Genomic DNA, 15,943 nt, shown 5'->3' with positions numbered 1-15,943 from the left:
CGAGGGGGGAGGGGTGGGCGTACTCGTAGCAGTGCATGGGCGCGAAGTGCCGGTAGAGAGTGTTTTGTCCCTATCCTATTGCTCTTTCTGGTATACTGGCGCCGCGGCACTGAACGATGGCCGGAGGAACCAATGAAAATCTACAAAGCACGTGCGCCGATGCGAATCGGCTTTTTCGGCGGGGGTACCGATGTCAGTCCCTACGCCGAAGAATACGGCGGGAAAGTGCTCAACTGTACGATTAACCTTTATGTGCGTTGTATGCTGACCACCAGCAGTACACCCGGCATTACGATCCGCTCGCTCGATCTGCAAGAGGTCAGTCGGCTGGTGAGCGACCGCGAATGGGATGGCAAACTGACCTTGCCTCAAGCAGTGCTTGATGCCTTGCCACAACTACGACCGGCGAGTGCCGGTTACAAGATTACCATGTTCAGTGATGCCCCACCCGGCTCTGGTCTCGGTTCGTCGTCGGCACTAGTGGTGAGTATGCTCAAGTTGCTCTACGCTGTGGCTGGTCAGAACGCCGATCCACACCAACTAGCTGAATTGGCCTACCGGATCGAACGGGTTGATCTTGGCATTCCCGGTGGACGGCAAGATCAGTATTCGGCAGTGTTTGGCGGGATGTGCGTCTACCACTTTGGGCGCGACCGGGTGATTGTCGAGCCGGTGCTGAGTGATCCGACGGCGTTGCTCGAATTGGAAAGCTGCTTGATCATCGGCTATATCGGTGACCGCCAATTGCTTACTCGCCATCTGATGACCGATCAGGTGCAGCGGTTAGTTAAAGGTGATACGTTGCGCCTCCATCACGAGACCAAAGCGTTTGTCGATATTGCAGCCCGCCTGTTGCGCGAACAGCGCATTGCCGATTTTGGTCGTCTGCTGCACGATGCGTGGGAGGTCAAGAAGGCCTTTTCACCCCACATCGCGCCGCCGATCGTCGAAGAGGTTTACGCGCTGGCCCGTAAGCATGGTGCGTGGGGTGGCAAGATTTCGGGCGCCGGCGGTGGCGGCTTTATGGTGTTTGCGTGTCCCTTCGACCGCCGGCTGGCCATCGAGCGCGCTCTGACCGAAGCTGGGGTGATCGTGCGCCCGTTCTCGTTTGTTACCCACGGCGTGCAATCATGGGTGGTTGAAGAACCGGATGAGTGATCGCGATCGCTCGCGCCACATCGCCAGCCAACTGGCGCTGCGCAATCGCCACGTGCCGACGATGCCGTAGGGGAGGAATAGCACGATCAAAATGTAGACAATGCCAAACAAGAGCGGCCAGCTTGGCCCGAAGAAGACGTTGAGCCAGTAGCCGAGCAATTGGATCACACCAGCGCCTAGCATTGGCCCGATCAGCGAGCCAACGCCGCCGATGATCGTCATCAGCAGTGCGTTGATCGTTGTACCAACGCCAAGTACCGCTGGGTTAGCATTGAGGTTCCAGAGAGCATTGAATGCGCCGGCAAGCGCTGCCATTACGCCGCTCACTGTAATGGCAATGAGTTTGAAGGTAAGCGTGTTATAGCCTAACACGCTTGCTCGCATCTCGTTGTCGCGAATAGCCATCATAACCCGCCCGGTCGGTGAGTTGACGACTTGCCGTGCCAGTAGGTACATGATTGTTGCAAAACCTAACGTGACATAATAAAATCGGAGTCGTTCGGTCGTGGGACTCATCCATGCCGGTACCGGAATACTCTGCAACCCGTCCTCGGCACCGGTCCATTGGCGGAAGTCGGTTGCTTCGGCCAAGAGGAAAAACATCTGCGCAAACGCGAGTGTCACCATCGCGAAGTAGACGCCGCTCACCCGCAGTGAGAGCAGGCCAACAATTAAGCTCTGGATGATCGCGATCACGATGACGGACAGCAGGGCCGAGCCGATGTCCCAGCCGGCATGTTTGAGCAAGATGCCGATGGTGTATGCGCCGGTGCCAAAGAAGAGGGCATGGCCAAACGACAGAATCCCAGTATAGCCCATTAGAATATCGTAGCTCATTGCGAAGACGGCCAGAATAAAGACCTGAATCAGCATGCCTTGCCAGAACTTGGGTACGCCAGACTCAACCGGCTGGCCGGTGAGCAGCGAGATCACAAACGGAAAGATGATCAGGCCGCCGATGAGGGCAAGGCCGGCCCACTGTGACGAGGTGAAACGATCCCGCATCGGCTACTCCTTTTTGCCAAACAGACCGGCTGGTCGCAATAGCAGTACCAAGGCCATGATCAATACGGTTGAAGCCCGTGCAATCGACGGCGAAAACGTCATCGCTTCACTCATCCACGGCAGTTGAATGCCGGTCAGCACAATCTGGTCGCCGAACGCGCGGGCAAGGCCAACGAGCAATGCGCCGATCGCCGCGCCAGTGAAACTGCCCATCCCGCCGATCACTACCGCGATGAAGGCTTGTAACTGAAACTCTTGCCCAAGACCGGGGCTAATACCGAGGAACGGTGCCGCGGCGACGCCACCCAGTGCGGCTAGTCCTGCCCCTAGTGCGAAGACGAGGGTAAAGACACGGCGAACGTTGATGCCTAACGCCTGTACCATCTCGCTGTCTTGGACGCCAGCGCGGATGATCATACCAAGCCGGGTGTAACGCAAGAGCACGGCAATGCCGATGAACATCGCAATGCCCAAGGCAATAATGAAGATACGGTAGCTGGGAAAGGGCCGGCCCAGCACGTCGATGCTGGCGCAGTTGTCTTGCAGCCATGCAATGAGGTTCGGCGACGGGCAACTCGGGCCGCGCCGACTAAACCATGCCGGTAGTTCCATAAAATACCCGCCCGGCCCCCAGATGCCTTTGACCAGTTCAGTGCCGACGAAGACCAAGCCGAGCGTGACCAACACTTGATAGATTGGACGGCTATAGAGTGGCCGGATGAGACTCCACTCCATCAATCCACCCAACGCCGCGCCGCCGCTAGCGCCGGCCACCAGCGCCAGCAAAAAGCGCGCATTCGAGTCAAGGGCGAGGATCCAACCTTCGGCATTCAGGCGTAGCGGTGCAATGATGATTGCGAGTGCAAGCAGGCCACTCGACAACACCAGATCGCGTGGTGCCGGTTGGCGTGTGTGCTCATTACCGATAATGAAGGCTGCGCCCGCGATCAGACCGGCAATCGCCAGCCCTACTGTGCGTGCAATAAAGATGCCGATTGGCGCTTGAGCCTGCTCGGTCGGCACTCGCCCGCCCGAACTAAGGGCAGTGGTCGCGAGCGGCGCTAACTCAAATCCCCAGACCGCAAACACCCCGACCAGCACGGCAACCACCCACAGCGGGCGGCGATGTCCGGTGGGCAAACTGCTGAACGGCAGCCAGCGCGCCAACAGCCAGCCGGCCACAAACGCTAGCACGAAGGGCAGCATATTGAGCAGCAGGCGCGGATTGGCGTAGAGCGTAAAGCCGATATACGCACCGATCATAAAGATGGTGCCGTGCGCGAAGTTGAGCACGTCCATCAAACCAAAGATCAGCGAGAGGCCGGATGTTACCAAAAAATAGAGTGCGCCGAGCGTGAGACCCGACAGCAAGATGCTGGCTAAGACTCGTGGTTCGTACTGGCTCGAGGCCCAAATGGCGAAGAGAATCGCCGCGACGATGCCGGCGATCAATCCGCGCCGGCGCTGGATCCATTCGATCATCCACTACTCCTTTAACGCCAAGACGCTAAGGTGATACACGTAAAGGTGCAAAGGGTTTGGAGAGATTGGCACAAATACGCTAAGACCTTCAACCATAACAGCTTCGCGTCCTTTGCGTTTAGCATCTCTGCGTCTTTGCCTCCTTTACGCCTTTGCGTTAACCTGCGCCGAGATATTTATCAATCGTGGCATGGTCATGCACTAGATCGGCCATACGCCCGTGCTGTACGCTGCGCCCATCATCGAGAATGTAATATTCGTCGGCCAATTGCGCTGCCATCGCAAAATTCTGCTCTACCAACAAGATCGTCGTCTCTGCGGACATTTGGCGTAATGCACTCACAATCTGCTCGACGATGATCGGCGCTAACCCTTCGCTCGGTTCGTCGATCAGCAAGAGCCGGTTATCGGCTACCAACGCGCGCGCAATCGCCAGCATCTGCTGTTGGCCACCCGACAGCTTACCGCCCGGATGGCGGTAAAACCGCTTGAGATCAGGAAAGAGTGACATAATGAAGTCACTTCGTCGGGCTAAATCGCCACGCTTGCGCTCGGCGAGGCGCAGATTCTCTTCGACGGTTAGATCACGAAAGACGGCCCGATGCTCAGGCACATAGCCAACGCCAAGCTGGGCAATGTTGTAGGCTGGCCGACCATTAATCGGTTCACCGGCGAGACGAATGCTGCCACTGCGCGGTGGGTTGAGACCCATAATCGAGCGCAGTGTGGTCGTTTTGCCGGCGCCATTGCGCCCAAGTAGCGCGGTTATGCTGCCGGTGCGCACCTTTAGCGAGACCCCTTCCAGAATGTGAAATTGGCCGATAAAGGTGTGGATGGTGTCTACTTCAAGCAACACGTCACTCATGGCTGCCCTCCGGCGAAAGCCGTGCCCAGATATGCCTCGCGCACCGCTTGATTGGCGCTGATCGCCGCCGGAGTACCCTCTGCCAGCACGCGCCCTTGATGCATGACGGTTATCGTCTCGGCCAAACTCATCACGACAGCCATATTGTGTTCAACGATCAAGATGGTTTTGTTCGTTCCTTGCCGGATGCCGCGCAACAGATCGAGCAGCATCGGCACCTGTTCGGTTGCCATACCTGCAGTCGGTTCATCGAGTAGCAGAATATCGGCATCGCCGGCCAGCAAAATCGCCAGTTCAAGCCGGCGTTTGTCACCGTGCGGCAGGGTGGCGGCAATCTGCAAGGCCCGCTCGTGGAGGCCAACTTGGTGCAATGCTGCTAACGCCCGCTCGGTGTAGGCTCGCAGCTTGGCGGCGCTCGTCCACAGCCGAAAATTGTCATGCCCGCGCGCCTGCGCCGCTAGCCGCACATTTTCCAGCACCGTCAGCGTCGGGAAGATGTTGGTGATCTGGAACGAACGCCCGATACCGAGGTGCGCCATGCGGTGCAACGGCACGCGCGTAATATCTTGCCCGCGCAGCAGTACTCGCCCGGAGGTTGGCTTGAGATAACCACTGATCAGGTTGAACAGGGTGGTTTTCCCAGCGCCGTTCGGGCCAATAATGGCGTGAATGCTGCCGGTGCGCACGCGCAGATCAACCTGATCGACGGCGCGCAAGCTGCCGAAGTCGCGGGTAAGGCGGTGAGTTTCGATAATCCAATCGCTCACGTAGACTCCTCGGGGTGTTACCCTCGCTCCGATTGCGTTGCTCCGTGTAGGGGTTCATCAACCAGAAGCCGGTGATGTGCGCAGCGGCTTGTCACCATCTGTTCCAAGCCTCAAGAGAGTTGGTGGAAGCGCGGCGGTTTAACTGCCGCACTCCACATGTGCGCTGCGCTCCTATGGGCACCGGTTCATTGCCGCCGGCACCATGCAGGGTGGTGCGGTCTGCTCAGGCGTGAACAGCGTCACCAGCTCGAAGAACTTGAAGTCGGGATCGTTGGTGTTGAGCAGGCGCACTAGCGTCATCGGCTGCAAGAGCACATGATCCGATGCGCGCACGGTGTAGCTACCCTTCGGCCCGTCGAAGGTCATGCCTTCGAGCGCGGCGATCATCCCCTCAGCCGCTGGATCACCATTGGTCGCTTCCAACGCCTTGACCAGCATTATCGCCGCGTTGAAGCCGCTCTCGGTGAAGAGATCGGGCGGCGTACCGTAAGCCGCTTTGTGACGCTCGGTGAGCCACTGGTTGACCGGGTTGTCAAACAGGCTGTAGTGGTACACACTCACGCCGACCGAGCCGATTGCATCAGCGTAGCCGTTGACCATGGTCTGGTTGTCGCCAAAACCGGTCGCGACGGTCATTACATCGAACACACCCAGTTGTTGCATCTGCTGGAACATCGGCACGAAGCCAGTGCCTGACCACGTGACGATCAACACTTCCGCCCCCGAATCGAGCAACTGGTTGATGTATGGCGTGAAGTCGGTGGTATCTGGCGGGGCAAAGACGGTGCCGGCGCCTTCAGCAGTGTCGTTGAGGACAAATTCACCGCCAAGCGCCTTCACCGTGAGGTAGAACGCGCCTGCCGAGCCGCGCCCGAAGGCGTTGTCTTGGGCAATCTGGATAAACTTCTTGCCAGTCTGCAAGAGTGCGGCACTCATTGTCAGCGCGTCTTGCACACTGGTACGCCCGGCGCGGAAGGTGTAGATGTTGAAGTTATCGCCGGTGAGGGCGGGGGTCGCTGCCGGCGCAGCGATGTAGATAATCTTGTTTTCGGCAGCAACAGCCGAGATCGCTAGCGCTACCGGCGAGCTAGGAGAACCGACCAGCACATCTGCGCCATCACTTTCGATTGCTTCCCGCGCCAACGAGACACCCGTTTCTGGATTGCTAGCGGTATCTTTGACAACCACCTTAATTGGGCGGCCTGCCACCGCATTCGTGCCGTTGGTCGCATACTCCAAACCGAGCGTAAAGCCACGCTCCAGCATAGGGCCGTAGATGGCGAGCAAACCAGAATTGTCGGTCATCAAGCCGACCACAATTGGCTCGCCGGTAGTGGCTGAGGTTGTTGGTACAGCGGTCGGTTGGGGGGCCACCGCAGGCGCGGCGGTTGGTTGGGGCGCAGCAGTCGGTTCGACAGTTGGCTGCGGCGCAGCGGTCGGCTGTGCGGTCTGGCCACCGCCACATGCGCTTAGCGTCAGCGCAAGGATCACCACTATCGTGATGGCAAAACGGCGGACAAGATGGGTACTCTGCATTGAACGGTCTCCTTTGACTAACCTTCTCTTATCACCAGCGGGCTGCTGAGGGGTGAATGCGGTTTCCAGAGCGGGTTGCTACTCCTCCGCACCGGTTTCATTTGCTCCCTCTGTCTGCCCGGACAACAAATCGTGCACTCTGCTTATCTGTTCCCTACCTCGGCGCCATCACGATTGCCTCGCCGTCGGCAATCAGACGCCCATCAGCACCAGTACAGCGGGTCTGGAATGTCACCAACGGCTTGTCAGCGCGGATGTGGGTAATCGTTACCGTCGCAGTTAACACTTCGCCGGCACGCGCGCTATCAGTAAAGATGAGGTCTTGTTTGAGATAGACTGAACCAGAACCGGGCAACTCGACGCCGAGCAGGTAAGAAAAGAGCGCGCCGATCAGCGGCTCTGGCACGGTCTCGCCCGGCTGATCACCACAGAGCGCAGCGTATTCGGCGATCAGTTGGTCGTCGAATACGCGCTGCGTCGTGGCTTGCATACCAACGGCAAGCTGTTTCACAGGTCTGTCTCCGTCATCATGGCGCGCTGCCGGTCAAGAAAAGCGTTAAGGCCAATGCTGGCTTCGATTGACCGGATCTGCGCGCAAAACAATTCCCGTTCGCGATCCAGTTCGGCAACCAACCGATCGCGTTCACTCCAGAGCAGCCGGCGGGTACAGGCGATACTCCCCGGCAACTGCGCCGCCATCTGATGAGCCACGGCTTGTGTCTCTTCGACGAGGTGGCTGGCTGGCACGAGCCGGTTGGCCAAGCCCCACGCCACTGCCTCTTCAGCGCTGATCGATCGTTCGAGCAGCAGCGCCTCGGCTGCACGCCGTTGGCCGATCAAGCGTGGCAAGAGCGTTGCCCAACCACCCTCCGGGCTAAGGCCAAGGGTGGTGGTGTAAGCGGTGAAGCTCGCTTCTGGCGCGACTACGACCACATCGGCGGCCAGCACCAGCCCCATGGCGCTGCCATTAACCTGCCCTTGCACGGCGACGATCAGCGGCGCCGGCAGATCGATCAACTCTAGCATCACCCGGTGCAATTGCCGCAGTAATCCATCGGCGTACAACTCTCGCTCAGCGTGACTGGCTAAGCTGGCAATGTCGATTCCGCGCGAAAACGACGGCCCGGCGGCTTGTAAGATCACTGCGCGCACGCCATGGTGGTGGCGCGCAGTGGCTAGCGCATCTAGCAGCGCGGCCAGCAACTCTGGCGTGAGCAAGTTGTGCTGCGCTGGCCGGTTGAGCGTGATCGCCACCACCGGGCCGTTAGGTTGGATTGTCACAACGTTATCCATGCGGTATCTCAAGCACGGTTTCGCCACTGCACGCCACTTTGCCATCGCTGCGCGCGACACTCACCGCACAACGAAGCTGGTTGCCATTGCTTTCTAGTACCTCGACGATGATCTTGATCGTTTCACCGGCAAACACCGGGTTGGTAAAGCTGAGGGTCTGTTGGCGCTGCACACCGGTTGGCGCCAGCGTGTGCAGCGCGGCCCGGATGTAGCCGTACAGTAGCATGCCGTGGGCGATGGTGCGGCCAAAACGGGTAGTCGCCGCCACCGCCGGATCGGTATGGATCGGGTTGGTGTCGCCGCTCACCGCCGCAAAGCGATCGATGTCCGTTTGGGTGACGGTGTGAGTACGGTCGTAGCGGGTACCGCTTGGGATCGGCGTCATACGGATGTTCCTTGGCGTAGGTTATAGTCACACAGCACGCTGTGTCACTACGGGGTGTGTTGCCAATGTGCTGTCAATAATGCGACAAATCGGTCGGGCGCTTCGAGGTTGGCCGAATGGCCGACGCCGGTAATGATCTGCGGTGCGACCCCCAATGCTTCGGCGGCGCGTTTGACTGTCTCGGCGGTGACCAGTGGATCAAGTTCGCCACCCATTACCAGCGCCGGCACGCCAATCGTGCGTAGTTGGTCGCCCGGCTTCCATGCACGTAATGCGTCAATTGCGCCATTGGCTGCGCTCAATCGCTGGCTGTGCCCGATTGCAACCAGTTCACGCCAGAAGTCATCTTCCGGCGCAGTTGGCGCCATCGCCTTGATCGCTTGTGCAAAGAAGTCGGGGTTATCTTTGAGGAGTTGCTGCCGGTCAGGTTGATACACTTCGTCGGGCATGCCATCGACCCACGGCGGCGCGAGGACAGCAATCGTTAGCACGCGATCGGGCCGATCAAGGGCGGCTTGCAGCACAACTGCCGCTCCCAACGAATGGCCGACCAGATGGCAGCGCTGGATACCGAGCGCATCGGCGAAGTTCCAGAGGTCAGCGGCCAACGATGGCATGGTGTAGTCGTTGTCAGGCCCTTGCGTCGCCCCCCGTCCGCGTAGGTCAGGGGCTAGGCCACGGTAGCCGGCGGGCAACCGTTCCAGCACCCGCAGCCACCAACCACTGCTGGCCCAATTGCCATGCACAAAAATGACAGGTTCACCTTGACCGTGATCGAGATAATGCACATCGAGATCACCGGCTTTGATAGTGGGCATACGGCCCTCCTTCCTCTTCCCTACCCCTTACCCGTCAAATGCGCATGAAAGGCTGCATTAAATTGCTCTGGATATTCGATGTACGGCGTGTGGCCGCAGTTCTCGAACACCACTTCGCGGTACGTGCCACCAGCGGCAGCGTAGCGTTCGAGCACGGCGCGGGTCTGGCTGATCATCGGCTGCGGTGGATGGACCTCTGGGCCGGGCCAGTCGGGCAAGACGCCGAGCTGGCCGAGTGTGCCGACATCGAATAGCGACATATCGCTGACGATCTGATCATCAGCCCCGCGAACCCACAAGATCGGCGGCTTGGGATTGACAGCAACGAACCGTTCGACCGAGTCGCCCACGTACAACGGTGAGATCGCGTTGATCGGCCCCCATACTCCCGGCGCAACCCCCGGCCAATTGGGTGATGGCTTAAAGTCACCGGGGTAGCGTTGCGGTCCAACCTTCTCGCTCAGCATCGAGAGCAGCAGCGCCTCTTCGCGGGCCGGGCGGAAGGGTGGTTTCCAGTAGTAAGTATTCATCACCACCCGTGGCGCAGCTACCCCCGCCTCTTCGGTAGTGTCACCCGCCGCCATCCGCTCAACAAACGCCTGATTGACCGTGCCGCCACCCGATCCGGCCCCGTCTGGCCAGCAGAGTTCGCCATTCAGCCCTTTGCACCCGCCAAAGCCATAGGGTGAGCCGGGAGCGGCCAGCGTAGCGGTGATGATCCGCTGCGGCGCAGTTGCAATCAGGTTAAAGAGCACAACCCCACCGAGCGAGTGTCCTACTGCGTGACAACGCTCAATGCCAAGCGTGTCGAGCAGGGCGAGTAGGTCATCCACCCAGTCACCGCACCCGCGAGTAGCGTCGATCAAGCGGTCTTCAGTCTCGCCGTAGCCACGCAGGTCAGGTGCGATCGCGCGAAAACCTGCCGGCAAGGTCAGCATCGTCTCTTCCCAAAACGTTGCCGACGACGCATTGCCATGCACGAAGAGCACCGGCTCGCCGTCAGCCGGGCCGCTGCTGAGGAGGTGCATCTGCAAATGTGGGGTTTGAACCATGGTGGATGTAATTCCGGGCAAGGTAGGAATCTTGCTCATGCTATGCTCCATTCGTAATGAGACGATACACCTATCCCTTTTCCAACGGGAGGATGCTTACCGCAAAAGGTGCCGAGGACACCTAGAGGGAAGAACCACGAGATGACGCGGTCTGCCCACCTCCCCCGGTCCTGAAGCCGGGCTACGCTTACGAAGCCTGCTGTGCGGGCTGATGAGCCTCACTTCCCATCCCTGCTCCTACCTGACGCGGCCCCCTCTCCCAGCAGGGGAGGGGCTAGGGGTGGGGTATGTTTGCCGCAGAGGAATGGCCTCACCCCTTAGCATTCATAGCGTTTCCTCCGTGTTGTTGAAACATCCGCTTCAACGCCTGCTTATCAATCTTGCCGGCCCCAGTTTTGGGTAATTCGGGAAGAGTGACAATCCGTTTCGGCAGCTTATAGCGGGCCAAACGCGCGCCGGCAAACGCGAGCAGATCTTGGTCAGAGAAGTCAATGCCGGGGCGCACCACCACTGCCGCCCACCCCACTTCGCCCCAGTGCGGGTCAGGCATCCCCACCAGTGCCACTTCCGCGACAGCCGGGTGCCCGGCTAAGACGCTCTCGACCTCGGCGGGATAAATGTTTTCGCCGCCAGAGATGATTACATCTTTCAACCTGCCCACAATGCGATAACATCCATCGGCATCAAAGCTTGCCAGATCGCCGGTGCGTAGCCAGCCATCAACAAACGCGGCTGCTGTCTCAGCGGGTCGGCGCCAGTAGCCAGCACAGACGTGCGGGCCACGGATCTGCAATTCACCGACTTCATCAGGGCCACACTCGCGGCCATCGCTGGCTACCACGCGCACATCGATAAACATCAATGGGTAGCCGACCGCTCCCGGTTTGGTGCGCACCAATTCCGGCGGCAACCAGAAGGTGTTGGGGCCGGCTTCGGTGAGGCCATAGCCGGTCTTGAAGTCAATGCCACGCTCCCAGAAGGCATGAAAAACCGGTTCGGGGCACGGCGCACCGCCGCTAATCACAATCCGCATCCGGCTGAAATCAACGGTCGGCCAACGTGGATGGTGCTGCATCGCAATGAACATTGTCGGTACACCGAAAAAGAGTGTAGCCGGGCCGTGGTCGATCAGGTCAAAGACTTGATCAACGTTGAAGGTACGACAGACGATCGATGCACCGCCAATCTGCACGAGTGGCGCAGTAAAGACGTTAAGGCCGCCAGTGTGGAACAAAGGTGCGTTCAAAATAGCTACGTCATCAGGTCGCAGCCCCCAGCTCATTACGGTGTTAACCGCGTTGGCGGCAATGCTGCGGTAGGTGAGGATGGCTCCTTTCGGCAAGCCGGTGCTACCGCCGGTGTAGCAGATGACCCACGGGTCATTCCAACCGAGTGTGACTGGAGCGCATTCGGCGGGCAAGGCGTCGCGTTGGGCAATGGTGGGATCGGACGGATCGGCGGGTGACGCGCCGTCAATTGCTAGCCAGTGGGTGACCGATGCGGCTTGCGCGCGCAGGGTGAGCGTCATTGCCGCATATTCTGGGCCGTAGGCCAGCACCTTCGGCTCGCCATCGGCGATCAGATCGCTCAGCTCAGCGGGGGTCAGCCGCCAGTTGAGCGGTTGCAAAATAGCCCCAAGTTTCGCGCAGGCAAACCACAAATCGAGCAGATCGACGCAATTTTGGGCCAACGTAGCCACTCGATCGCCCTGCTCGACTCCCAACTCGCGCAACAAATTGGCCGTGCGATTAGCAGTTGCATGCCACTCGCCGTAGGTAATCGGGCGCATCCCGTTCTGGGCATCGAACAGTGCCACCTTATGCGGTGACAACTGCGCGCGACGACCAAGCCAGTCGCCAAGGTTCATCACGTCCATGTGTTCTATGCGGCGTTGCCGCCGCGATACGCGCAAATGCGCAACGTGTAGCCGGGGATTTGTGGTTGAGGGTAGCAGAAGGGGGTTGCGTGGCGGTTACAAATCGGTAACAGGCGGGAGTGTAGTATCACCGGTACGTAGCCGTTCGGCCAAGGCGAGCGTGATCGGCGACGGTTCAACCTCTAATTCGCGGGCCAGATGATCGACGCAGCGTTGGAAGACGCGCAAGGCGGCGGCGCGGTTGCCTTGGCGAGCATACGCCAGCATCAACAGCCGGTAGGCCCGCTCCCAGCAGTTGTCGTGAGCAAGCATGCGTTCGGCAAGGGCAATCACCTCTTCGTCGCGTCCCTGCTCGGCCAACGTCTGTGCCAGCCGGTCGGCGCTACGCAAAAAGGTATTGCGCAGCCGTTCCCGCTCGGCTTCAGCCCAACTCTCGTAGAGCACGTCGGGTAAAAAGTCACCTTGGTAGAGCTGGATGGCCGCTTGCAGCCGCTGAATGCCGGCCTCGGTGCGGCCTTGATCGAGCAAGCGCAACCCATCGGTGCATCCGGCGCTCAGTTCGGCGCAATCAAGCCAAATATCGGCGGTGGGGCGCAGCCGGTAGGCGCTGCCATCGCGCACGATGAACGACGAGGTTGCCTCGCTGCGACTCGGTTCGAGCACCCGATAGAGCGCACTCAGGGCCACCTTGAAGTCACGGATCGCGGCTTCTGGGGCGAGGTGCGGCCACAGCATCTCGGCCAGCTCTTCGCGTTGCAACCAGCGGTTGCGATAGGCAATCAACGCCTGCAAAAGCTGACGCGCCTTGTCGCGCTGCCACTCGCGGGCCTCGATCTCGTGATCGCCACGCCAAACCCGAAACGCTCCCAGCGTCTGCACCCGTAACTGATAACCGGGGTGGGCTTCTAGGCCACGCAACCCCAGCGTAGCTAGTAACCGCTCGATATAGTCGCGATGGTGACCACGGGCGCGGGTAGCAAGAAGGATCGGCAATAGCCGGCGCGGTTCGGTGACACCGAGAAAGGTTGGACGGGTGAACAAATAATCGTAGCCGTGAGTGGCGCTCAGTTCTAACGCCTCATTAATTGCAGCAATTGCCGCCGCATCCTGTCGTTGTTCATGATAGACAAGGGCGAGCCAGAGCGCAGCCACTGCTTGGCCGAATCGATCACTACACGCACGTAAATCGGCGCGTGCTGCTAAGAGAATCTCTTGCGCACACTCAATGTGCCCGGCGATCACGTGACTCACGCCGCGTTGCAATTGGATCATCGCGCCCAACCAGAGATCACCAGCCCAACGGCAAAATGCCTGTCCATCGGCGGCGGCGCTCTCGGCAGCGGCCAGATCGCCAGCCAACCCGTAGAGGCGGGTTAACCCCCACAGAGGTTCCACCCGCAACCGATCCACCCCTAAGGCATCGCCCTCGGCTAACGCTTTGCGGTAATAATCGAGCGCGTAATCACGGGCGGCTACGTCGGCAGTGGCACTCTGCAATAACCACGCATGGCCAAGCCGGGCGTAAGCAACCGAGGTAATAAAGCGGGAATTGCGTTCAATCCCCACTTGCACCCCTTCTCTGGCCAATGCGAGCGCCTGATCAACATCGCCCTCAAACGCAGCGATTAAGGCCAGCACCAACACCGCTTCACGATGGCCGCGGGGGGCCGGGGTCGCGCCGCGCGCTGTTGCTACCCGTTCGTGATCGCGCCATGCCTGCAACAAGGCGCGCGCCGCAGCCAATTGACCGGTGCGCAGCTTGACCCGCGCACTAAGGAGATCAGCCGCCGGACTAGCCGCGCGCAACTGGCTCGCTTGCTGTTGCAAGGCTTCAGCCTCGGCAGGCTGACCCATATTGAGTTTATTCTCGGCCAGTAATTCGAGCACACGGGCGCGGGCAACCTGATCTTCTAACCGTTCGCTGACCCGCAGCGCCTCTTGCAACACACTCTCGGCTTGGGCAGGCTGCACCTGATCGATGTAAACCAGCGCCTGACCGTACAACGCGCGAGCCAATTCGGCCCGATCACCGCGCTGGCGACTGGTCGCTTCGGCTTGGGTATACCAGCGACGAGCTTCATCAAAACGAGCGCGCAATCGGTACAGATCACCAAGGTAGCATTGCAAGCGAGGCCGAGTGGCGATCAACTCAGCCGGCAGCGAATCAATCCAACCGGCTACCGTATCGAGCCGTCCATTACGCAACGCTTCTTCACCGGCTGTCTCAACCGCATTGGCTGCGATGGCACCTTCGCCGGCGGCAAACCAATGGTAGATCGCTTCTTCAGCGAGGCCGACCGCAGTATAGTGCTGGGCTGCTCGCCGGTGTCGTGCAGCCAGATCGGGATCATGGCGCGTCTGCTGGCGCAAAAAGTCGTGAAATAGGTGATGGTAGCGATAGTGATCGGTTCCCAACTCAACTACAAAGAGGTCACGATCGCGCACTTGCGCCAACAACTCGGCGCTGTCATCAGCTTGTCGCACCGCATCGCAGGCAGCAGCAGTCAGCACCCGCAACGGCGCGGTTGCGCGCAAAAAGGCGGCAATCTCTGGCGGCTGGCGATCAAGAACATCAGAAGCTAGAAAATCGAACAACGCCGCCAGTGAAGCCGGGCCGTTCGCCAGCAATTCAGCCACGCTCCGCGCCTGCCCGCCGCGCAACCCCTGCCAGACCAGTTGCAACGCAATCGGCCACCCTTCCGTCTGGTGGCTGAGCAGATCGACATCGGCAGCGCTTAACAGCATACCAAAGACTTCGGCGAAGAGCGCAGCAATCTCGTCGCGGGTAAAGGCCAACGCCTCGCGGTGCAATTCCAGCACCTCGCCGCGCGCGCGCCAGCGCACTAGCTCGCCGCTGACAATCGGGTAACGGGTAGCGATCAACAGACTCAACCACGGTGGCGCGTAGGTAATCAGTCGCTCGGTCAATGCGCGGATCTCGGCGGACGCTGTCACGAAGTGGTAGTCATCGAGAATAAGCAGCGTTGGTCGCGGCGTAGCGCCGGCCAGTGTATTCAGCAACCCATCGAGCGCCTGCGTCCACGCCGTCCTGTCAGCAGGGCGAGCATGCAGTGCCGCTAGCGCCTCTGGCGCACCCTGTGGCAGAACCGGCCCACACGCTGCGGTCAGATAGGTCAAAAACGTCACCGGATCACGGTCGTTCTCGCCGATCGTATACCAACAAACGGCGCCTGTATTCTCTGCTAACTCGGCCAGTGCCGTCGTCTTACCATAGCCGGCGCCGGCCTGCACGATAGTAACCCGATAATCAAACGCCTCGCGTAGACGTGCCGTAACCTCTGGACGCACCAGCCGGTAGCGATGCGGGCGCGGCGGCGCAATCTTCGCCTGCAACAACACTGTCTCTTCACGCGCCATAGCGGTATGATCATACAGGGTCATCAATGGTAATACGTATTATACCAGCATAACGATGTGTTTGTCACAACCGGGTACTACACCCCCAACGTCGGGGACGGGCCGGGGCTAGAGAGTACCATTCCCCTCCCACCGTGTCGGGCAGGGGCTATGATAGGGGCCCCCCCTGCCCAACGGATTGACCGGGGCGGGATCCATTCCGCCCTACATTCGGAGGCCACCCCCCTCCCCCCTCGTGGGGGAGGGGGTCACCCCCCCGCCCAACGGATTGACCGGGGCGGGATCCATTCCGCCCTACACTCGGAGGCCACCCCCCTCCCCCCTTGTG

At 59.9% G+C, this 15,943-nt stretch carries 13 protein-coding genes; 1 reads left to right on the top strand and 12 read right to left on the bottom strand.

The window, feature by feature from the left end:
* Nucleotides 1–132: 132 nt before the first annotated feature.
* On the top strand, nt 133–1,158 hold the full coding sequence (locus tag Q1A00_RS18165; RefSeq protein ID WP_298407289.1) for a GHMP kinase: 1,026 nt from the start codon (nt 133–135) through the stop codon (nt 1,156–1,158).
* Here the strand turns inward: Q1A00_RS18165 and Q1A00_RS18160 are convergent.
* From Q1A00_RS18160 to Q1A00_RS18105, 12 genes are all read right to left on the bottom strand, one after another.
* Complete coding sequence (locus Q1A00_RS18160; protein WP_298407292.1) at nt 1,129–2,163, bottom strand: branched-chain amino acid ABC transporter permease; 1,035 nt, start codon at nt 2,161–2,163, stop codon at nt 1,129–1,131. The genes Q1A00_RS18165 and Q1A00_RS18160 overlap by 30 nt on opposite strands.
* Nucleotides 2,164–2,166: 3 nt before the next feature.
* Entirely contained in the window at nt 2,167–3,645 is a 1,479-nt protein-coding gene (locus Q1A00_RS18155) for a branched-chain amino acid ABC transporter permease (RefSeq protein WP_298407296.1), read from the bottom strand.
* A gap of 157 nt (nt 3,646–3,802) precedes the next feature.
* Nucleotides 3,803–4,510 carry an ABC transporter ATP-binding protein gene (locus Q1A00_RS18150; protein ID WP_298407299.1) on the bottom strand — a complete coding sequence of 236 codons (708 nt, stop codon included), beginning with the start codon at nt 4,508–4,510 and terminating at the stop codon, nt 3,803–3,805.
* The gene (locus Q1A00_RS18145; RefSeq protein WP_298407300.1) at nt 4,507–5,277 is read right to left on the bottom strand and encodes an ABC transporter ATP-binding protein; all 771 of its coding nucleotides are present in this window, start codon (nt 5,275–5,277) and stop codon (nt 4,507–4,509) included. Before Q1A00_RS18145 ends, Q1A00_RS18150 begins: the two co-directional genes overlap by 4 nt.
* A 171-nt stretch (nt 5,278–5,448) precedes the next feature.
* Nucleotides 5,449–6,813 (bottom strand): substrate-binding domain-containing protein, encoded by a 1,365-nt coding sequence (locus Q1A00_RS18140; protein ID WP_298407302.1) that lies wholly within the window; start codon nt 6,811–6,813, stop codon nt 5,449–5,451.
* A gap of 154 nt (nt 6,814–6,967) precedes the next feature.
* A complete protein-coding gene (locus tag Q1A00_RS18135; RefSeq protein WP_298407303.1) occupies nt 6,968–7,324 on the bottom strand; it encodes a hypothetical protein in 357 nt (118 codons plus the stop codon).
* Nucleotides 7,321–8,094 carry an enoyl-CoA hydratase/isomerase family protein gene (locus tag Q1A00_RS18130; protein WP_298407305.1) on the bottom strand — a complete coding sequence of 258 codons (774 nt, stop codon included), beginning with the start codon at nt 8,092–8,094 and terminating at the stop codon, nt 7,321–7,323. The genes Q1A00_RS18135 and Q1A00_RS18130 overlap by 4 nt, the downstream gene beginning before the upstream one ends.
* Nucleotides 8,095–8,098: 4 nt before the next feature.
* Nucleotides 8,099–8,491 carry a MaoC family dehydratase gene (locus tag Q1A00_RS18125; RefSeq protein WP_298407308.1) on the bottom strand — a complete coding sequence of 131 codons (393 nt, stop codon included), beginning with the start codon at nt 8,489–8,491 and terminating at the stop codon, nt 8,099–8,101.
* A 47-nt stretch (nt 8,492–8,538) separates the two neighbouring features.
* The gene (locus tag Q1A00_RS18120; protein WP_298407312.1) at nt 8,539–9,309 is read right to left on the bottom strand and encodes an alpha/beta hydrolase; all 771 of its coding nucleotides are present in this window, start codon (nt 9,307–9,309) and stop codon (nt 8,539–8,541) included.
* A gap of 20 nt (nt 9,310–9,329) precedes the next feature.
* The gene (locus tag Q1A00_RS18115; protein ID WP_299758308.1) at nt 9,330–10,400 is read right to left on the bottom strand and encodes an alpha/beta hydrolase; all 1,071 of its coding nucleotides are present in this window, start codon (nt 10,398–10,400) and stop codon (nt 9,330–9,332) included.
* A 271-nt stretch (nt 10,401–10,671) separates the two neighbouring features.
* Nucleotides 10,672–12,237: a long-chain fatty acid--CoA ligase gene (locus Q1A00_RS18110; protein ID WP_298407316.1), complete on the bottom strand. Its 1,566-nt coding sequence runs from the start codon at nt 12,235–12,237 to the stop codon at nt 10,672–10,674.
* Nucleotides 12,238–12,333: 96 nt separating this feature from the next.
* Entirely contained in the window at nt 12,334–15,639 is a 3,306-nt protein-coding gene (locus tag Q1A00_RS18105; RefSeq protein WP_298407319.1) for a BTAD domain-containing putative transcriptional regulator, read from the bottom strand.
* Between the last annotated feature and the right edge of the window lie 304 nt (nt 15,640–15,943).

It is taken from the genome of uncultured Chloroflexus sp. (genome assembly GCF_938091255.1).
GTDB lineage: Bacteria > Chloroflexota > Chloroflexia > Chloroflexales > Chloroflexaceae > Chloroflexus.
Note: the sequence above shows the minus strand (reverse complement) of the source record. Positions and strands in the feature narration are given on the sequence as shown.